The sequence below is a fragment of the Amycolatopsis solani genome (genome assembly GCF_033441515.1).
GTDB lineage: Bacteria > Actinomycetota > Actinomycetes > Mycobacteriales > Pseudonocardiaceae > Amycolatopsis > Amycolatopsis solani.
Map to the genome: position 1 here is coordinate 4,412,600 of NZ_JAWQJT010000001.1, position 19,314 is coordinate 4,431,913.

The 19,314-nt window shown below is 71.9% G+C and carries 18 protein-coding genes and 1 pseudogene; 13 read left to right on the plus strand and 6 right to left on the minus strand.

Annotated features, from left to right (window positions below; all coding sequences use genetic code 11):
- Window positions 1-56: 56 nt before the first annotated feature.
- Window positions 57-914: a LysR family transcriptional regulator gene (locus SD460_RS20565; protein WP_318306519.1), complete on the plus strand. Its 858-nt coding sequence runs from the start codon at window positions 57-59 to the stop codon at window positions 912-914.
- Window positions 914-1,807: a hypothetical protein gene (locus SD460_RS20570; RefSeq protein ID WP_290055091.1), complete on the plus strand. Its 894-nt coding sequence runs from the start codon at window positions 914-916 to the stop codon at window positions 1,805-1,807. The genes SD460_RS20565 and SD460_RS20570 overlap by 1 nt, the downstream gene beginning before the upstream one ends.
- Window positions 1,808-1,847: 40 nt before the next feature.
- On the opposite strand, the gene SD460_RS20575 is transcribed toward SD460_RS20570, so the two are convergent.
- A complete protein-coding gene (locus SD460_RS20575) occupies window positions 1,848-2,366 on the minus strand; it encodes a YqaA family protein (protein WP_290055088.1) in 519 nt (172 codons plus the stop codon).
- A gap of 245 nt (window positions 2,367-2,611) precedes the next feature.
- On the opposite strand from SD460_RS20575, the pseudogene SD460_RS20580 reads away from it, so the two are divergent.
- Window positions 2,612-2,914, plus strand: a pseudogene (locus SD460_RS20580) (GtrA family protein); the annotation flags it as partial.
- 66 nt (window positions 2,915-2,980) lie between these two features.
- Here the strand turns inward: SD460_RS20580 and SD460_RS20585 are convergent.
- The gene (locus tag SD460_RS20585) at window positions 2,981-3,538 is read right to left on the minus strand and encodes a GNAT family N-acetyltransferase (RefSeq protein ID WP_290055085.1); all 558 of its coding nucleotides are present in this window, start codon (window positions 3,536-3,538) and stop codon (window positions 2,981-2,983) included.
- 59 nt (window positions 3,539-3,597) lie between these two features.
- On the opposite strand from SD460_RS20585, the gene SD460_RS20590 reads away from it, so the two are divergent.
- Window positions 3,598-4,812: a winged helix-turn-helix domain-containing protein gene (locus SD460_RS20590; protein WP_290055082.1), complete on the plus strand. Its 1,215-nt coding sequence runs from the start codon at window positions 3,598-3,600 to the stop codon at window positions 4,810-4,812.
- A gap of 3 nt (window positions 4,813-4,815) precedes the next feature.
- Here the strand turns inward: SD460_RS20590 and SD460_RS20595 are convergent, their stop codons facing one another.
- A complete protein-coding gene (locus tag SD460_RS20595; RefSeq protein ID WP_318306520.1) occupies window positions 4,816-5,490 on the minus strand; it encodes a TetR/AcrR family transcriptional regulator in 675 nt (224 codons plus the stop codon).
- 67 nt (window positions 5,491-5,557) lie between these two features.
- Here SD460_RS20595 and SD460_RS20600 point away from each other — a divergent pair, with 67 nt between their 5' ends.
- The gene (locus SD460_RS20600; RefSeq protein WP_290055075.1) at window positions 5,558-6,676 is read left to right on the plus strand and encodes an FAD-dependent oxidoreductase; all 1,119 of its coding nucleotides are present in this window, start codon (window positions 5,558-5,560) and stop codon (window positions 6,674-6,676) included.
- Between the two features lie 580 nt (window positions 6,677-7,256).
- Here SD460_RS20600 and SD460_RS20605 read toward each other — a convergent pair.
- Together SD460_RS20605 and SD460_RS20610 are read right to left on the minus strand one after the other, a co-directional pair.
- Complete coding sequence (locus SD460_RS20605; protein WP_318306521.1) at window positions 7,257-8,168, minus strand: DUF4097 family beta strand repeat-containing protein; 912 nt, start codon at window positions 8,166-8,168, stop codon at window positions 7,257-7,259.
- Between the two features lie 10 nt (window positions 8,169-8,178).
- The gene (locus tag SD460_RS20610) at window positions 8,179-8,685 is read right to left on the minus strand and encodes a toxin-antitoxin system HicB family antitoxin (RefSeq protein WP_290055069.1); all 507 of its coding nucleotides are present in this window, start codon (window positions 8,683-8,685) and stop codon (window positions 8,179-8,181) included.
- Between the two features lie 81 nt (window positions 8,686-8,766).
- Between SD460_RS20610 and thyX the strand changes: the two genes are divergently transcribed.
- The 8 genes from thyX to SD460_RS20650 all read left to right on the plus strand — a co-directional run bounded on the left by thyX (window position 8,767) and on the right by SD460_RS20650 (window position 17,884).
- A complete protein-coding gene (thyX, locus tag SD460_RS20615) occupies window positions 8,767-9,519 on the plus strand; it encodes an FAD-dependent thymidylate synthase (protein ID WP_290055067.1) in 753 nt (250 codons plus the stop codon).
- A complete protein-coding gene (locus SD460_RS20620) occupies window positions 9,519-9,914 on the plus strand; it encodes an ACT domain-containing protein (protein WP_290055064.1) in 396 nt (131 codons plus the stop codon). The genes thyX and SD460_RS20620 overlap by 1 nt, the downstream gene beginning before the upstream one ends.
- A 129-nt stretch (window positions 9,915-10,043) precedes the next feature.
- The gene (locus SD460_RS20625; protein WP_290055061.1) at window positions 10,044-11,285 is read left to right on the plus strand and encodes an Nramp family divalent metal transporter; all 1,242 of its coding nucleotides are present in this window, start codon (window positions 10,044-10,046) and stop codon (window positions 11,283-11,285) included.
- 4 nt (window positions 11,286-11,289) lie between these two features.
- Window positions 11,290-11,733 (plus strand): hypothetical protein, encoded by a 444-nt coding sequence (locus tag SD460_RS20630; RefSeq protein WP_290055058.1) that lies wholly within the window; start codon window positions 11,290-11,292, stop codon window positions 11,731-11,733.
- Window positions 11,734-11,764: 31 nt separating this feature from the next.
- Window positions 11,765-13,258, plus strand: a complete 1,494-nt coding sequence (locus SD460_RS20635) for a serine/threonine-protein kinase (RefSeq protein ID WP_290055056.1) — start codon at window positions 11,765-11,767, stop codon at window positions 13,256-13,258.
- Between the two features lie 102 nt (window positions 13,259-13,360).
- Window positions 13,361-14,374 carry a 4-hydroxy-tetrahydrodipicolinate synthase gene (gene dapA, locus SD460_RS20640; protein ID WP_318306522.1) on the plus strand — a complete coding sequence of 338 codons (1,014 nt, stop codon included), beginning with the start codon at window positions 13,361-13,363 and terminating at the stop codon, window positions 14,372-14,374.
- Window positions 14,371-16,068, plus strand: coding sequence for a ribonuclease J (locus tag SD460_RS20645; RefSeq protein ID WP_290055050.1), 1,698 nt, complete (start codon window positions 14,371-14,373; stop codon window positions 16,066-16,068). Before dapA ends, SD460_RS20645 begins: the two co-directional genes overlap by 4 nt.
- A gap of 172 nt (window positions 16,069-16,240) precedes the next feature.
- On the plus strand, window positions 16,241-17,884 hold the full coding sequence (locus SD460_RS20650; RefSeq protein ID WP_290055047.1) for a substrate-binding domain-containing protein: 1,644 nt from the start codon (window positions 16,241-16,243) through the stop codon (window positions 17,882-17,884).
- Here SD460_RS20650 and SD460_RS20655 read toward each other — a convergent pair.
- Window positions 17,881-19,239, minus strand: coding sequence for a deoxyguanosinetriphosphate triphosphohydrolase family protein (locus tag SD460_RS20655; protein ID WP_290055045.1), 1,359 nt, complete (start codon window positions 19,237-19,239; stop codon window positions 17,881-17,883). The genes SD460_RS20650 and SD460_RS20655 overlap by 4 nt on opposite strands.
- Window positions 19,240-19,314: the final 75 nt, after the last annotated feature.

The following is a 19,314-nucleotide window of genomic DNA, read 5'->3' on the forward strand; positions in this document are numbered from 1 at the left end:
GTCTGCGCGGCGGCGGGCGTCCAAGACCGGCTGCGTCGACTCGATACCGTGGGAGTATGGACCTGCGCGTGCTCCGGTACTTCGTCGCGGTGGCCGAGGAGCGGCACGTCGGCCGCGCGGCGGGGCGGCTGCACATGGCGCAGCCGCCGCTGAGCCGTGCGGTCCGCGGGCTGGAGGACGAGCTGGGCGCGACGTTGTTCGAGCGCACGCCGAAGGGCGTCTCGCTCACCGCCGCGGGCGCGCTGCTCTACGACGAGGCGGTCGCGCTGCTGGCGCGGGCGGACCGGATCCGCGACCGCGTCACCGCGGCGGGCGCGGCGACCCTGACGGTCGGCACGCTGGCGGACACCGCCGAGCACGCCGGCGCCCGCCTGGTCGCGCTGTTCCGCGAACGCCACCCGCACGTCGACGTCCGGGTCCACGAGACCGACCTCGCCGACCCGACGGCGGGACTGCGCGCGGGCCTGGTCGACGTGGCACTGACCCGGACTCCGTTCGTGGACAACGGAATCAGCGTCCACGTGCTGCGCCCGGTCCGGACCGGCGTGGTCCTGCGCGACGACGACCCCCTGTCCGGGCGGCCGTCGGTGTCCACGGCGGACCTGGCCGGCCGCCGCTGGATCTGCCTCCCGGACGGCACCGACCCGGCCTGGGCGGCGTACTGGACGAGCGGTGTGCCCGGTGGGCCGGTCGTGCGGACGATCCAGGAGTGCCTGCAGGCGGCGCTGTGGAACGGGATTTCGGCGTTCGCCCCGCTCGGCCAGCCGCTGCCGCCGGGGTTGCGCGTCGTCCCGGTGGTGGACCGCCCGCCGAGCGACCTGGTCGTGGCGTGGCCGAAGGCCGGGGGAGGCCCGCTGGTCCGCGGCTTCGTGCGGGTGGCGGCCTCGCTGAGCCCGGCGGACTGGACTCCGTGATGCTGGTCTTGAAACTCGTCCTGGCCCCGCTGCTGGTAGCCGGCTCTTCACTGGCCGGTCGCCGGTGGGGCCCGGGAGTGGCCGGCCTCCTGGTGGCGATGCCGGTGGTGGCGGGGCCGATCCTGCTGATCACGTACCTGGACCACGGCGCGGCCTTCGCGTCCCGGGCGGCTTCGGCATCGCTGTCGGGGTTGGTGTCGCTGGCGGTGTTCGCGGTGGTGTTCGCCCGGGTCGGGCTTGCTCGCGGGTGGCCGGTCACCGTGCTGGTGGGATGGCTCGGGTGCCTCGCCTCGGACCTGGCGCTGTCGTTCGCCCCGGTCCCGGCGTGGATCGCACTGGGCTCGGCCCTGGCGGCGGCCTGGGCAGGCACACGGCTTCTGCCGGCCCGCTCGCCGGTGTTCGGGGAGCTGGGCTCACCTGTGTCGGACGAGCCAAGACGAGCGGGCTCGCGCGGGGCGGGCGAGCCGAGACGAGCGGGCTCACTGTGTCGGACGAGCCAAGCGGGCTTGCGTGGGGCGGGCGAGCCAAGACAAGCGGGCTCGCACAGGTCGGACGAAACCGGCCCGCCGAGCCTGCCGTGGTGGGACCTCCCCGCCCGGGCGCTGGCGACCGCCGGACTCGTCCTCGTCCTGACCGCCGCCGCCGGGCGCCTTGGTCCGGACCGCACCGGCGTCCTGGCTCCGTTCCCCACCGGCACGACCGTCGTCGCGGCCTTCGCCCTGGCGCAAGGGGGCCCGGCAGCGGCCGTCGCGACCATGCGAGGCGTGCTGAGCGGCCTCCGCGGCTTCGCGGCGTTCTGCTTCCTGGTGGCGGTCCTGACCCAGCCGATCGGCGGCTGGGCGTTCGCCGTGGCCGTCGCCGTCGCGGCCGCCGTCCAATGGTTGACTCGCTAAAAAGCTGAAGCCAGTCAACCTTCGGACCGACTCAACTTCCTCAGTGGTGCAACCATCCCGCAAACACCGCAGGTGAAGCCGCTATCAAACTGAACCGGATCCACCTTCCGGCGAGCCCGGTGGTCAGGAACGTCGCCAGCCGCATCCGCACCAGCCCCGCCAGCACGCTGGTCGCCATGAACGGCGGCAACCCCACGAGCGAACTGACCCCGTACGTCCCGGCCATCCAGTGCGGGTGCCGGTGACACCGCTCCCGCAGCCGCTCGACCCACCCCCGCAACCGCTTGGTCCGCAACTGCCAGCGCACCCGCCGCGGGGTCATCGGCCGCTCGCGGTGCAGCCGGTCGTGCAACGGCTTCGGCAGCTTGATCGTCCCCCGCGCGGCGAGGTAGTAGAGCGTCTTCCCGGCGATCTGCCCGACGGCCACGGCCGCCCCGAGCCACAGCCAGTGCAGGCCGGGCTGGCTCGCGCACAGCCCGATCAGGAACACTTCGGCGTTGATCAGCGGCACGATGGCCGAACCGAACGCGACGCCCAGCGTCAGCAGGATCCAGCTCATCGTGTCACCTCCCGAAAATCGCTCGCGTTCTCCACGTTATCAGTTCGAAACCTGGAAACACGGGGGTTAGCCCCCCACTTCGGCCGGTGGCCCGCACCAGAAGATCACCTGCCGGACGGCTCCCGGTCACCTCCCGCTGGAACGCTGACGAGGTGGCCGCCGAGCAATCCCGTACGCCCGCTGACCGCTTCGGCGCCCTGTGCCGGGCCGTCGTCCGGATACTGCCGTTCGGGTTGTCGCGGATCGTGGCCCCGACGTTTCTCGGCTTCTGCGTCATCAACGGTCTGACGTTCGGCGTCGACCTCGGGTTGCTGACCGTTTTCCACGGTTTTCTCGGCTGGCCGCTCTGGCTGGCGATCACGGTCGCCTACGGCTGCGCGTTCGGGCTCAGCTTCGCGCTGAACCGGACGTTCAACTTCCATTCCCACGCCGCCGTCGGAATCCAGCTTGCGCTTTACGTCGTGGCGATCGCCGTCAACTACGCCGCGTTTTTGCTGGGTGTGGGCGCGGGCCTGACCGCGCTGGGCGTCGAGTACCACGTCTCGCGGCTGCTCGCGGGCGCCTGCGAGGGCGTGTTCATGTACGCCGTGATGCGCTGGGTGATCTTCCGCGACTCAGGTGAGCGCCAGGTCGAGGGTGCCGGTGAGCCGGACCTCGCGGAGCAGGCGCTCGCCGGTGTCGAGGGTGCGGACCGTGCCGTCGGGGTTCCAGCCGGCCCGGCGGTAGAAGGCCAGGGTGGCGTGGTCGCCCTGGGCGACCCAGGCGATGCCGCGGCCGGCGCCGTCGGCCCGCAGGCCCGCGGCGGCCGTCGCGAGTAGCCGTCCGGCGTGCCCGCGCCGTCCCCACCGCGGCTCGACGAGCAGGGTGGCGATCAGGCCGGTGCTGCCCGCGTCTTCGGGCAGGCTGCCGTCGGCGGCGGCGATCTCGCCCTCGGGCGCGCGGCCGGCGACGCAGAACCCGACGGTGTACTCGCCTTCGGTGGCGACGTAGACGAGGGTGCCGGGGTAGTCGATGGTCTCGGTCCAGGTGCCGGCGAGGTCGGCGGCGTCCAGTTCGGCGAGCGCCTGCTTGCCCAGCAGGTCTTCGTAGGCGGCGTGCCAGGTTTCGCGCTGGATGCGGGCGATCTCCGCGGCGTCGGACAGGTCGGCGGGGCGGACGGCGGCGTCGCTCATAGGACGTGAACATAGCGGTGCCCGTTTTTGTCGGTGGTGGGTGGCACCATGACGGCACCATGCAAACGATCAGCGTCTCGACGGCCCGGAAGACCTTCCTGGCCGCACAGGGCTTCAGCGACCCGCGTCCCTCCGGCGAGCCGTCCCGGCGGCACCTGAAACGCGTGCTTTCGCGCGTCCAGCTGCTGCAACTCGACTCGGTGAACGTCGCCGTCCGGGCGCACTACATGCCGGTGTTCTCGCGGCTGGGCGCGTACGAGCCCGCGCTGCTGGACGCGGCGGCGTGGGCGCACTCGGCCCGTCAGCCGCGCATGCTGGTGGAGACGTGGGCGCACGAGGCGAGCCTGCTGCCGGTCGAGGACTGGCCGCTGATCCGCTCGGGCGCGAAGCGGGACGGCTGGTGGAAGCACTACGGCCCGCTGATCGAGAAGTCGCCGGGGCTGGTCGACGAGATCCTTTCGGTGGTCAAGGAACTCGGCCCGATCGGCGCGGGCGGCATCGAGCGCGAAGTCGAGGCGGATGCGCAGCGGCGCGGGCCCGGCTCGTGGTGGGAGCGGTCGGAGGTCAAGCGCGTCTGCGAGTACCTGTTCGGCATCGGCCAGCTGACGACGGGCACGCGCCGGTCGTTCGAGCGGCTCTACGACCTGACCGAGCGGGTGGTCCCGCCGGACGTCCTGGCGCGCACGGTCTCGGCGGAGGAGGGCGCGCGCGGCTTGATCGAGCGCTCGGCGCGCGCGTTGGGCGTCGCGACGGAGACGGACCTGCGCGACTACTACCGCCTCGGCCCGGCCCCGGCGCGCCAGGCGGTGGCGGAGCTGGTCGAATCCGGTGTCCTGGAGCCGGTTTCGGTCCGCGGCTGGAAGGCGGTGGCGTACCGGCACGCCGAAGCCCGCACGCCGCGTTCGGTGACCGGCCGGGCGCTGCTGTGCCCGTTCGACCCGCTGATCTGGGAACGCGCCCGCACCGAGCGGCTCTTCGGGTTCCACTACCGGATCGAGATCTACGTCCCGGAGCCGAAGCGTGTGTACGGCTACTACGTGTTCCCGTTCCTGCTGGACGGCGAACTGGTCGCGCGGGTGGACCTGAAGTCCGACCGCGCGGCGGGCGTCCTGCGGGTCCAGGGCGCCTTCGCGGAGGAGGGCGCGGACGTGGCGCGCGTGCTCCCGGAACTGGCGGCGGAGCTGCGGCACATGGCGGAGTGGCTCGGCCTGTCCGGCGTCGCGGTGGGTTCCCGCGGCGACCTGGCCGGTCCGCTGGCGAGGCTGGTGCGCTGACGTCTAATCCAGCGCATGGACCGTGCCGATCCCGGTCAGGATGAGGTCGACGCCCGCCAGGAACTGCTCGCGGTCGTCGTGGTCGCGCATCTCCTCGGCGACCGCACGGGCGAAGGGGTACTCCTCGGCGTCGAGTGCTTCCCACGCCGTCGAAACGGCGTCGAGGAACTCGCTGCGGTCGGTGCCGGCCTTGACGACGCGCGCGTTCGCCGCGTTCTGGCCGGCGGCGCCGAGGACGTAGTGCACGAGCGCCGAGGTCGCCGTGAACCAGCTGCCCTTCGGCACGCCGAGGTCGCGGACGTGCCGTCCGATGCTCTCGAAGATCTTCGGCGCGACCGGGCCCGCCGGGCCGCGTGACAGCTGCGCCGAGAGCTGCGCGGCGAGCCACGGGTGGTCCTCGATCGCGTCGAAGAGGCCGAGCGCGACGGCGCGGACCTCGTCCTGGGGTGATTCGGCGGCACGCTCGACGGCCAGCGCGGCCGCGACCACCGCGCCGGTCGCGGCGTCGAGCAGCTCGCCCTTGTTCGCCACGTGCCAGTAGATCGCGCCGGGGCCGGTGGCGAGGCGCTCGGTCAGCGCCCGGAACGTCAACCCGCTCTCGCCGTCGGCGTCGAGGAGCTCGACCGCCGTCTCGATGATGCGCGCCCGCGAGAGGGCTTCCGCGCGCCGTTGTGCCATGCCTCATCTTGACATGTCTGGAACGCCGTTCCAAGATTGGAACGACATTCCAAAGAGAGGAGTCGCGATGACTGACCCCGTGGTGGTCGTCGGCGCCGGGCTCGGCGGGCTCACGCTCGCCCGCGTCCTGCACGTACACGGAATCCCGGTCACGGTCTACGAAGCGGAGAGCTCGCCGTCGGCGCGGACGCAGGGCGGGATGCTCGACATCCACGAGCGCAACGGCCAGCCGGCCCTCGAGGCGGCGGGCCTGACCGACGGCTTCCGCGCCTTGATCCTCGAAGGCCGCGAAGCGACGCGGATCCTGGACCGCACCGGCAAGGTCCTGCTCGACGAGCCGGACGACGGCACGGGCACCCGCCCCGAGGTCCAGCGCGGCGAGCTGCGCGGGCTCCTGCTGGACTCACTGCCCGCGGACACGGTCCGCTGGGGCCACAAGGTCACCGGCGCCCGCCCCCTCGGCGACGGCCGCCACGAGCTGACGTTCGCCAACGGCACGACGGCGACCACCGGCCTGCTCGTCGGCGCGGACGGCGCGTGGTCCCGCATCCGCCCCCTGGTGTCGGCCGCGGTCCCGGAGTACGTCGGCACATCGTTCGTCGAGACGTTCCTGTTCGACGCCGACACCCGCCACCCGTCGACCGCGAAGGCGGCCGGGGGAGGGGCGCTGTTCGCGCCGGAGCCGGGCAAGGGCATCCAGGCCCACCGCGAATCGGGCGGCACGCTCCACACGTACGTGGTGCTGTCCAAGCCACAGGACTGGTTCACGGACTTCGCCGACGGGGCCGCGGCCACGGCCCAGATCGCGGCGGAATTCGAGGGCTGGGCCCCGGAACTGACGGCCTTAATCACCGACGGCGAGACGCCCCCGGTCCTGCGCCCGATCAACACCCTGCCGCCCGGCCACAGCTGGCCACGCACCCCAGGAGTAACCCTACTGGGCGACGCGGCCCACTTGTCGGTCCCGAACGGCGAAGGAGCCAACCTCGCCATGCAGGACGGCGCCGACCTGGGCCGGGCGATCGCCGCCCACGCGGACGACGTGGAGGCCGCACTGGCCGAGTACGAGCGGGCGTTGTTCCCCCGCAGCGCAGAGGCCGCGACCGAGGCGGCCCGAGACTTCGACCTGTGCTTCGGCGAGAGGACCCCGCACAGCCTCATCAACCTGCTGACCGGCCAGGCTTAGCCTTCCGCGGATGTCCACAGTGGACGCGGCGAGGTGGTCGCGCCGGACCACCGCTGCGGCCACGGCGCCGAACGCAGCTCCCGCACCATCCTCACGCGGCCACCGCTCCCTCCCCGCGCACAAGATGGGCGGTCCTTGGCGCCTCGGCCGGGTTGCCCCCGGATCGCGCTGGGTCACCGCTACCGCCGAAGCACCGCGCGGCCACCAACCCTCCCCGCGCGCAAGGCAGGGCCGCCTTCGGCGGCCCCGCCGGGCTGCCCCAGGATCGCGCCGGACCACGGCAGCTGCCGCGGTCCGGCCGATACCGGCCGCCGCGCCATCCCCCGCGTCGCCGCCGCTCCCTCCTTGCGCAAGCCGGGCGGTCCTTGGCGCCTCGGCCGGGTTGGCCCCGGATCGCGCCAGGCCGCCGCTACCGCCGAAGCACCGCGCGGCCGCCAACCCTCCCCGAGTGCAAGGCGGGCGTGCCCCCGCCGCGCTGCCACCGGATCGCGCCGGGCCACAGCACCGCGCGGCCGCCACCACGCATAAAAGACGGGTCGCCCCCGGCACCCCCGCCGGGAACGGCCCGTCTCCCCCTTACTCAGCCGGCCGCGCGTGTCACCACGGCGTTGCCGGAGCCCGTCCGGGCCCGCACCCTCAACTTCACGTCCCCCTCCGGAGCCGCCTCCAGCACGTCCAGCTCGCTGGAAACCCGCCCGCCACTGGAAGTCAGATCGATCTCGGCGGCCGTCCCGCCGCGGATGCCGATCCGGACCTCACCTGAACCCGTGATCAAGTCCAACGATCCCGAAGCCGCGTCGGCGACCGACAGGTCGCCGCTGCCCGTGCGGGCCATCACTTCGCCCGAGACCGCGCCCAGCCAGACGTTGCCCGTTCCGGTCGCCAGCGTGGCCGAGCCCGCCAGTGACGAAGCCTCGACGCTGCCGCTGCCGCTGCGGACCTGGAGGCCCGCCAGGGTCGGGCCGAGCGTGATGGCGCCGCTGCCGGTGCGGATCGTGGCCGAGCCGTCCGCGCGGTCGAGCTTGATCTCGCCCGAGCCCGTCAGCAGGTCGACGCGGCCGGCGGAACCGGTCACCGTCACGTCCGCCGCGCCCGCGCGCACCTCCACGTGCGAACCCACCGGGGCGTGCACCTTCACCGCCAGCGCCACGTTCCGCAGCTGCCACGCCTTGGGCGCCTGCACGACCAGGCGGTTGCCGAGCTTCTCGATCCGGCTCTGGCGCACCGCTTCCGCGGGGGAGGCCGCCGGGTCGACGCCCAGCTGGTCGCCGAAGCGCTCGCCGACCCACGACAGCAGGTTGTTCACCCCCGCCACCCACGGCTGCTGCTCGCCCTGGTCGTGCCGCAGCTCCACCCGCGCGCCGGAGGTCCCTTCGAGGACGACCTCGACACGCCCGATCGTCACGCTGACGTCGAGCTCCAGCGGGACCTCGGTCTCGAAGTCGTCGACCCGCACCAGCTCGTCGGCCGGTGTCGTCTGTTCCTCGCTCATGTCCGTCCCCTCAGCCCTGGACCCAGCCGTGCAGGCGCGACCCGGACCGGTCGTCCTTGCCGTGGTGCTTCTGGTGGCCACCGCCACCGAGCGCACCCTGCACGGCCTGGGAAACGAATGTGTTCAGCGAGACGCCCTGCGCCGCCGCCGCGCGCTCGGCCTGGCCCTTGATCTGCTCGACCAGGCGCAGCGTGATGCGGCTGATGTCGCCGCCGTCGAGCGGTGGTGGTGGCGGCGTGGTGTCACGTGGTGTCGTGCGTGACGCCGGCTCCTCGGCGGCGCCGGTGACGACCACGCGGACGTCGCGCCCGTCGAGCCGCACGTCCACGACCTGACCCGGCAGGGCGGCCGTGACCTCGGCGGCGAGGTCGGCGAGAGCGTTCATCAACGTCAAGCGGACGGCTGGTTCGAGCGCGGAGGACAGCAGCGCGGCCGCTCGCCGGGTCTGCTCGTCCCCGGCGGCAGCCGTGTTCGCGAGGTCCTCGCGAAGGTTGGCGATGTACGGCGTCAAGTCCATGACACCACTATGACGTCATCCGTGGTGTCAGTCAAGGAAGCGGCTAGGCTGCCGGGGGAGTCGTGGACAAGGAGTGCTGACGTGACCGAAACCGTGTCACCCAGGGTGCAGCTGATCGCGAAAACGGAGTTCTTCCCGCCCGAGGACGTCCCGTGGTCGACCGACGCCGACGGCGGCGCGGCGCTGGCCGAGTTCGCCGGCCGGGCCTGCTACCAGTCCTGGCAGAAGCCCAACCCCGCCACCGCGACCAACGCCGGCTACCTCGAGCACATCATGGACGTCGGGCACCTTTCGGTGCTGGAGCACGGCTCGGTGACCTTCTACATCACCGGCATCTCCCGGTCGCTGACGCACGAGCTGATCCGCCACCGCCACTTCTCCTACTCCCAGCTCTCGCAGCGCTACGTCCCGGAGCGCACCGCCGCCGTGGTCGAGCCGGACGTGATCGCGAACGACCCGGTCCTGCACGAGAAGTTCCTCGCCGCGACGCAGGCGAGCGTCGACGCCTACACCGAGCTCCTGGCCGGCCTGGAGGAGAAGTTCGCCGACGTCCCGAGCGCGACGCTGCGCCGCAAGCAGGCCCGCCAGGCCGCGCGGGCGGTGCTGCCGAACGCGACCGAGACGCGGATCGTCGTCACCGGCAACTACCGCGCCTGGCGCCACTTCGTCGCGATGCGCGCGACCGAGCACGCCGATGTCGAGATCCGTGAGCTCGCCGTCGAATGCCTGCGCCAGCTGCAGAAAGCCGCCGCGAACGTCTTCGCGGACTTCACGATCTCGACGCTGCCGGACGGCACCGAGATCGCCACGAGCCCGAAGGTGTTCGAAGGCTGATGAAACGACTCGCGATCGACGTCCGCCCCGGCGACTACGCCGTCGTCCGGCTGCCTGCGGACGCCCCGGTGCCCGCCGAGCTCTTCGAGCCCGGCGACGCCTTCGTCTCGGTGACCCGCACCCCCGAAGAGCTGTCGGTGATCTGCCCGGCCGGCCGCGAGCCGGGCGGCAGCACGGCGGCCGAGGACGGCTGGCGGCTCCTCTCGGTCCGCGGCCCGCTGGAGTTCACGCTGACCGGCATCATCGCCGCGCTGGCTTCGGAGCTGGCCGCGGCCGGGGTCGCGCTGTTCTCGATGTCGACGTTCGACACCGACCACATCCTCGTCCGCGGCGCCGACCTCGAGCACGCCGTGAAGGCGCTGCGCGAATCCGGGCACGAGGTCGCCAACCCCTGACGCCGTTCGAGCGGTCGCTCGCCGGGTACTCCGGGCGCGACGGTGGGAACCGTCACCCTTGAAATCGAAAGTTCGGCACGCCTAAACTTCGATTTGGGGTCCCCGACATCCGGTTGAGAGGCAGACGCCATGGCAGTGACCGAGGCCGTGCGGCCGAGACTGATGTCCCGCCTGCGCACGGGATCGGCCCTGCTCGGGCCGGCGTTCGTCGCCGCGATCGCGTACGTCGACCCCGGGAACGTCGCCTCCAACATCAGCGCCGGCGCCCGGTACGGGTACCTGCTGGTCTGGGTGATCGTCGCGGCGAACCTGATGGCCGTGCTGGTGCAGTACCTGTCGGCGAAGCTGGGCCTGGTCAGCGGGATGTCGCTGCCGGAAGCCCTGCGCGCCCGGCTGCCCCGGTCCGCGCGGCTCGCCTACTGGGCGCAGGCCGAGGTCGTCGCCATCGCCACCGACCTGGCCGAGGTGGTCGGCGGCGCGATCGCCCTCAACCTGCTGTTCGACCTGCCGCTCATCGCCGGCGGCCTGATCACCGGCGCGGTTTCGCTGACGCTGCTGGCGGTCCAGGACCGCGGCGGCCAGCGGACGTTCGAACGGGTCGTCACCGGCCTGTTGCTTGTCATCGCCGTCGGCTTCCTGGCCAGCCTGTTCGTCGAGCCGCCGTCGGCGGCGGAAACGTTCGGCGGCCTGGTCCCGCGGTTCGACGGCTCGGGCAGCGTCCTGATCGCGGCGGCGATGCTCGGCGCCACCGTCATGCCGCACGCGGTCTACCTGCACTCCGGCCTGGTCCGCGACCGCCACGGCCGTCCGGACGGCTCCCAGCGCCGCCGCCTGCTGCGCGCGACCCGCGCCGACGTCGGCCTGGCGATGCTCCTGGCCGGCGCGGTGAACCTCGGCATGCTGCTGCTGGCCGCGACGAACCTGCAGGGCCAGGAGGGTGTGGACAGCATCGAGGGCGCGCACAGCGCGGTCGCCGGGGCGCTCGGCCCGGGCGTCGCGCTGCTGTTCGCGATCGGCCTGCTGGCCTCCGGCCTGGCCTCGACGTCGGTCGGCGCGTACGCGGGCGCGATGATCATGCAGGGCCTGCTGCACAAGCGGATCCCGCTGGTCCTGCGCCGCCTGGTGACGCTCACGCCGGCGATCGTGGTGCTCGCGCTGGGCGCCGACCCGAGCGCCGCGCTGGTCGTGTCCCAGGTGGTGCTGTCGTTCGGGATCCCGTTCGCGCTGGTGCCGCTGATCCGCCTGACGGCCGACCGCACGCTGATGGGCGAAGACGCGAACCGCCGCCTGACCACCGTGGCGGCGTGCGTGATCGCGGCCGTCATCATCGCGCTGAACCTGGTCTTGATCTACCTGACCTTCGTAGGCTGAGCCGATGGCCTATGCCCTCAACGCCGAATGCGGCGCACGCGAGAACTTCGCCAGGGACCTCGCACGCCACTTCGACGGCTGGCCGGTGCGGGTCTTCTCCGACGGCGCCGGCTGGTGGTGCGGGGTGGCGCCCGAGCCGGTGCCCGCCGATCCCGCGGCCATGACCGGGGCCGGGCGACGGCTCTACTGGCTGCTGCGGACCGCGCCGCCGGTCTACCGCTTCGCCCTCGCCGGCGTCGGGACGGCCGAGTTCCGCACCTACGCGCAGCTGATGGCCGAGCGCGACCTGACGGTGTTCCCCGGGCTCGTGATCGACGAAGACATCTGGGCGGCCACCGGCGGGCGCGCCGAGTTCAGCGATTTCGCACCGGGCTACCGCTGGCTCCCGTATCCGGGCGAGAAGCGCGAATTGCCCGGAACCCCCCGCGCTCCGAAGCGGTCGGACTAGCATCTGCGCGACCGCCGCCAAAAGGAGCACCGTGACCGACGAACAGACCCGGCCGTACCCACCTCAGGCGCCCGTCACGCCTGGTCAGCGGGTCGTCGCCGGCCGCTACCTCCTGCTCGGCGAACTGGGCCGCGGCGGCATGGGTGTCGTGTGGCGGGCCCAGGACCAGGTCATCGGGCGGCAGGTCGCCGTCAAGGAACTGCGGCTGCCCGACGCCGAGTCGGCCGCCGTCTTCTCCGAGCGCGCGCTGCGCGAGGTGCGCACCGGCGGGCGGCTCAACGACCCCGCCGTCGTCACCGTCTACGACGTCGTCACCGACGGCGGCACGACCTTCATCGTGATGGAGCTCGTCGAGGCGCCGAGCCTCGCCGACCTCGTGCGCCAGCGCGGCCCGATGCCCGCCGCGCAGGCCGCGCTGATGGGGGAGCGGGTCCTGGCCGCGCTGCAGGCCGCGCACTCCGCCGGGATCGTGCACCGCGACGTCAAGCCGGCGAACATCCTGGTCGCGCCGGACGGCCGCGTGAAGCTCACCGACTTCGGCATCGCGCACGCCGTCGACGACCCGCGCCTGACCACGAGCGGCATGATCGTCGGCTCGCCCGCGTTCATGGCCCCGGAGCGCGTCGAAGGCCGCGAAGCGCTGCCCGCGTCCGACCTGTGGTCCCTCGGCGCGACGCTGTTCTTCGCCGTCGAAGGCTCGATCCCGTTCGAGCGCGCGACCACCGCCGCGACGCTGCACGCGATCATGACCGAGATCCCGTACCTCACGCGCGGGCAGGGCCCGATCGCCGCGGCCATCCTCGGCCTGCTCGTCGCGAACCCCGACGCACGGCTTTCCGCCGCCCAGGCGCAGAACCTCCTGACCACGGCGCAAGGCGTGCGCCCGACCCCGCCGAACGGCACCGCGATGCTGGGCGCCCCGGCGACGCGGACGGCTCCGCAGCCGCCGCCGAAGAAGAACCTCCGCGCGCTGTGGCTCTCGCTCGCCGCGCTGCTCGTCGTCGGCGCGCTGGTCGGCGGCTTCTTCGCGGGCAAGGCCTACCAGACGCCCGCGGCCGACCCGCAGAAGCAGCCGACCATGACCTTCGGCCTCGGCGGCCAGGTGCGCGCGAACATCGGCAGCTACTACCGGTGCTTCAACACCCCGGTGCAGGACGGCGCGATCATCAGCGAAGACGAGAACAAGGGCGACTGCACCCAGAGCCACCTGCTGGAGGTCTACGAGATCGGCGGCCTGCTGTCGGTCGAGAACTGGAACTCCGACGACGCCAAGGTCGCGGACTACCCGGGGCTGGCCGCGGTGACGGCGAGCGCCGAGGCGGCGTGCGCGACCGCGTTCCGGTCGTCGATCGTGCCCGAGGCGAAGCGGCAGGACCTCACCTACCGCGCGCTCGTGCCGACCCAGCAGCAGTGGCAGAGCTCGCCGTCCAAGAGCGGCGAGGAGCCCACTCGCGAGTTCTACTGCCTGCTCGCCAAGTCCGACGGCGGCCCCATCACGGCGCCGATCGTGACCAAGGTCAAGTAGAAGTTCCGCGACGAGCGGCCGGGTCCCGGAAATCCTACGCACTTCGCCGTTGGTGACCAGGTCGGCGCGGTTTTGTCGGGGTGACGGGGTACCGTCTGGAGCATGTCCAACCCACCTACCGCAGCGCCCGGAAGACCGTTCGGGCGCGTGCTCACCGCGATGGTCACCCCCTTCGACGCCGACGGGGCGCTGGACCTGAAGCGGGCGCAGGAGCTGGCCGAGCACCTCGTGGAGCTGGGGAACGACGGCCTCGTCATCAACGGCACCACGGGCGAGAGCCCGACCACGAGCGACGCGGAGAAGCAGGAGCTCATCCGCGCCGTGGTCGAGGCCGTCGGCGACCGCGCGACCGTCGTGGCCGGCGCGGGCACCAACAACACGGCGCACAGCATCGAGCAGGCGAAGCAGGCCGAAGCGGCCGGTGCCCACGGCCTGCTGGTCGTCACCCCGTACTACTCGCGGCCGAGCCAGGCCGGCCTGGTCGCGCACTTCACGACGGTCGCCGACAGCACCGGCCTGCCGGTGATGCTCTACGACATCCCGCCGCGCTCGGTCGTCCCGATCGAGGTCGACACGCTGCTGCGGCTGGCCGAGCACCCGCGGATCGTCGCCGTCAAGGACGCCAAGGGCGACCTGATCGCCGGCTCCGAGGTCATCGCCAACACCCACCTCGCCTACTACTCCGGCGACGACGGCCTGAACCTGCCGTGGATCTCGGTCGGCGGCACCGGCGTGGTGAGTGTGATCGGTCACGTCGTCGCGGGCCGGATCCGCGCGATGATCGACGCCTACGAGGACGGCGACACGTCCACCGCGCGCACCAACCACCGCGGCATGCTGCCGGTGCTGCGCGCGATGTCGCGGGTCGGCGGGGTCGCGTTCAGCAAGGCGGCGCTGCGGCTGCGCGGCTTCGACGTCGGCGAGCCGCGGCTCCCGATCGTCGCCCCGACCGCCGAGCAGACGGCCCTGATCGCCGGTGATCTCGGGCAGGGCGGCGTGCCCCTGGGCGACACGGCGGCCCGGGACTGGCATGGTGAGCGGGTGGCACAAGCAGATTCGAGGGCCGCCTACGTGGCGCCGACCTCGCACACCAGCGTTGGGACCCTGCCTCGGTGAGCTCACTTCCCCCAGGTCCAGGCCCCACCAACGCCCCGCCCGCACTGCCCGCCGGAGCCCTGCGCGTAGTCGCGCTGGGCGGTATCGGCGAGGTCGGGCGCAACATGACCGTCTTCGAGTACGGCGGCCGGCTGCTCATCGTCGACTGCGGGGTGCTCTTCCCCGAGGACGACCAGCCCGGCGTCGACCTGATCCTGCCGGACTTCCGCGCGATCGAGGACCGCCTCGACGACATCGAGGGACTGGTGCTCACCCACGGGCACGAGGACCACATCGGTGCCGTCCCGTTCCTCCTGCGCCTGCGGCCGGACCTGCCGATCTACGGCTCGAGGTTCACCAACGCCCTGCTCGCGGCGAAGGCCAAGGAGCACCGGCAGCGGCCGAAGCTGATCGAGGTCCGCGAGGGGGAGCGCCGCGACGTCGGCGTGTTCAACCTCGAGTTCTTCGCGGTCAACCACTCCATCCCGGACGCGCTGGCCGTGGCCATCCGCACCCCGGCGGGCGTGGTCCTGCACACCGGCGACATCAAGCTCGACCAGCTCCCGCTGGACGGCCGCCTCACCGACCTGGCCGGCTTCTCCCGGCTCGGCGACGAGGGCGTCGACCTGTTCTGCGTCGACTCGACCAACGCCGAGGTGCCCGGGTTCGTCATGCCCGAGCGCGACATCGGCCCGGTCCTCGACGACGTCATCCGCCGCGTGGACCAGCGCGTGATCGTGGCCTGCTTCGCCAGCCACGTCCACCGCGTCCAGCAAGTCCTCGACGCCGCGCACCGGCACGGCCGCCGGATCGCGTTCGTCGGCCGGTCGATGGTCCGCAACATGGGCATCGCGGCCGAGCTCGGCCTGCTCAACGTGCCGGACGGCCTGCTGGTCGACCTCGACCAGGCGAGCAACCTGCCCGAGAGCAAGGTCCTGTTCGTCTCGACGGGTTCGCAGGGCGAGCCGCTCTCGGCGCTGTCGAGGATGGCGCGCGGCGAGCACCGGCAGATCTCGATCCGCGCGGGCGACACGGTCGTGCTGGCCAGCTCGATGATCCCGGGCAACGAGACCGCGGTGTTCGGCGTGGTCAACGGCCTGACCCGGCTCGGCGCGAACGTCGTCCACCAGGGCAACGCCAAGGTCCACGTGTCCGGCCACGCGTCGGCGGGCGAGCTGCTGTACCTGTACAACGCGGTGCGCCCGAGCAACGTGATGCCGGTCCACGGCGAGTGGAAGCACCTGCGCGCGAACGGCGAGCTGGCCATCCGCACCGGCGTCGCGCCGGACAACGTGGTGATCGCCGAGGACGGCGTGGTCGTCGACCTGGTCGACGGCAAGGCCTCCCGCACCGGCCGCGTCGAGGTCGGCCACGTCTACGTCGACGGCCTCTCGGTCGGCGACGTCGGCGAGTCGACCCTGTCCGACCGGCTGGTCCTCGGCGAGGGCGGGTTCATCTCGATCAGCGTCGCGGTGGATTCCAGCACGGGCCGCCCGGTCAGCAGCCCGACGGTCTCCGGCCGCGGCTTCTCCGACGACCCGAAGGCGCTGGCCGCGGTGGTCCCGCTGGTGGAGATGGAGCTGGCCCGCACCGAGTCCGAGGGCATCACGGACACGCACCGCATCGCCCAGGCGGTCCGCCGCGTGGTCGGCCGCTGGGTGGCGGACACGTACCGCCGCCGCCCGATGATCGTCCCGACGGTCATCCCGGTCTGAGTTCTCTTCGCCCATGAGGGGCACCCCGCTGGACTGCACGTCCATGGGGTGCCCCTCATGGCGTTTCAGCGCGCGTGCCACTGGCGGCTGTTACGCCGTCTGGACCACGAGACGCTCCTCTGCCGCGGGATAACCTTGATCCCCACTCGCATCGCGCAGAGAGGCCGCGCCGATGGGACGTCACTCGCCGGACGGACGGCACCGGCTGCTGGTGCCCGCCCTCGCGATCGGGCTCGTCCTCGTCCTCGGCGCCGCCGCCTGGGTGACCGTGACGGTCGTCGAGCGGAAGCCGGTGTGCGAGCGGACCACGAACGTCCTCGTGACGGCGTCCGCGGACATCGCGCCCGCCTTGTCGATCGTCGCGCGGGGGCTCGACGTCCCGTGCGGCGGCGTCCAGGTCGAGACGCGGGAAGCGACGCAGGTCGCCGAGCGGCTCGCGATGTCCGACGGCAGCCCGCGTCCGCAGGTCTGGGTGCCCGACTCGACGCTCGCCCTGCGCCGCGCGCACCAGCTCGGGGCGGCCGACGTGCCCGAAAGCGGGGCGTCGGTCGCCAGCTCGCCGGTGGTGCTCGGCGTCGCCGGCGACGTCGCCAAGGGCCTCGGCTGGCCCGACCGCACCCCGTCGTGGGCGGAAGTGCTGGCCGCGCCCGGCGTCGTGCCGGGCATGCCCGACCCGGCCCGCGACCCGGTCGGCGCGCTGGCGCTGCTCGGCCTGCGCGACAGCGTGAAGGCGGCGCCGGAGGCTTCGGCCGCGTACGTCGCGCTGTTGCGGCGGTTCTCGGCCAACACGCTCGGCGCGGAGACGGACCTGATCGCGCGGCTGCCGGGGTCGAGCGACAGCGGCGGCACGGCCGCGGTGACGACGTTCCCCACGTCGGAGAACTCCTTGCTGCGCCACAACATCGAGGACAGGTCGTCGCCGCTCGTCGCCGTCTACTCGACCGCGGTGCCCACTTTGGACTACCCGTTCGCGGAGCTGGACGGCATCACCCCGCAGCAACGCCCGATCGTCGACGCGCTGCGGGACGCCCTGCTCGGCGGTCCCGGCTCCGACGCGATCGCGAAGACGGGCCTGCGTGCCGCGGGCGGCCAGGCGCTGCAGGGCCACACCGACGACCCGCGCGTCCTGCCGACGGGCATCAAGGTCATGAACCTGCCGCAGGCCACCGTCGTCGACGAACTGCTCAACCAGTGGGCGGGCATCAACCTGAGCGCGCGCGTGCAGGTGCTGATCGACGTGTCGGGTTCGATGAACGCGCAGGTACCCGGCACGGCGCTGAACCGGATGCAGCTGACGGTCGAGGCGACCCAGAAGGCGTTGCACCTGTTCAAACCGGCGACGCAGCTGCGCATGCTGGCGTTCTCCACGAAGCTCGACGGCGACAAGGACTACCGCGAGATCCTGCCGATGGCATCGGTCGCCCAGCACCTGGCCGGCGGCGCGCTGGACAAGCTCGCGCAGCTGAAGGCGACCGCGGACGGCGGCACCGGCCTCTACGACAGCGTGCTGGACACCTACCGCACCGCACGCCGCGAGTGGGAGCCCGGCCGGCTGAACCTGGTGATCGTGATGACCGACGGCCGCAACGAGGACCCGCACAGCATCAGCCGCCCGGACCTGCTGGCCGAGCTGGCGAAACTCCAGGACCCCCGGCGCCCCATCCCGCTGATCGGCGTGGGCATCGGCCCGGACGCCGACAAACCGGAACTGGACCAGCTGACCGCGGCCACGGGCGGCCAGGCGTTCGTGGCCCCGGACCCGGCGAAGATCACGGACGTGTTCTTCGGAGCCCTGAGCCGGATCGCCGGTGGTTAGCTGAACCAGGCACCGAACATCGAACTGTGCGACCGGCCGCTGAGCCGCTCGTCGAGATCGACCGCCTGAGCTTCGGTCAGCACGCAGATGTAGTCGACGACCGCGCGTGCTTGCCGGGCTTCGGAAGACTTCCCGTAGGCGGAATCGAAGTCAGGGTCCCGCGCCAGGTCGCGATAGATCGAGCGAAGCTGGATCGGCAGCCGGGGGCTCTTCGGTGCTTCGGCCAGACAGGCATGGAGCCGGTCGTAGAGGGACTGGACGATGCGTTTCTGGCCTTCTTGCATCACCGCCAACGACGGCTTGTCGATAACGTAGAACCACGTGAGCTCCTTCAAAGCTTCGACCAGGTACTGGCAGTGAGAATCGACTGCGACGTACGGGGGATCTGCCGCGAAGGAAACTGCTCCGACGCACTCGGTGATGTTGGTCGTCGTGATCACGTTCATGGCCGAGCGGTTCGCTCGGGTGTCCCAGCACGAGGACGTGATCTGCTTGAACCTGCTGACGACTTTGTCCAGTCCGGCGTCGAAGAGAGCAGCATCGAAGTCCGGCAGCTTGCCGAGCCGGTGTCGGGCGTGTTTGGCGATGCGGTCCCGGTCGCTCGCGAGGTCGTGCAGCGGAATCAGCCCGGCTCGGAAGTAGTCCTCGATGTCGTGGGTCGCGTAGGTGATGTCGTCCGCCCAATCCATGAGGACGGCGTTGGCGGACCTGAGACCGGCGCGCGCTCCCTTGCGAGCCCAGCGGAAGTCCTCGAGTTCGCTCGCGTATGCACCCCACTTGCTGCCGAACCTGCGATCCGTCCAGGTCGGGGTGGTGAAGAGGTCGTCGGCGGACTGCGGCCTCAGCCGGGGGTACTTGAGCATCGCGTCGAGCGCGGCCCGGGTCAGGTCGAGACCCGCGTACTCTGTCCTGCGTCTGGCGAGTTTCGTGACTATCCGGAACGATTGGGCATTCCCTTCGAACCCTTCCAATCCGCCTGAGCGGCGCAGGCAAGCGTCGAGGACCGGTTCGGAGACGTGCCCGAACGGTGGGTGCCCGATGTCGTGGACGAGTCCCGCCGTTTCCACGACGTCGGCCTTGATCCCGGAGCTCTTCCGGAACTCTTGCGCTTCGTTCGAGTCGTCACACTTCAGGTGCTGAACCAGCCGACGGCCGAGTTGAGCCACTTTGAGGCTGTGGGTGAGGCGGTTGTGCAGAACTCGCTGCTCGTTCACCGCGGCCACTTGCGCCACTCCGGACAGCCGCCGGAACGCCGACGAATAAAGTACCCGGTCACGGTCTCGTTGATAGGGAGTCCGGAAGGGATCGTTCTCGACTTTGTCGTGTCGCCGCTCCGCTCTTCGTGGTTTCCGCATGGCCACCCCTCGTTGATTCGCAGGTGCCGTATACCAACGTCGTGGCTGCCGGCTTGTTACTGCGCGAAAAGAGGA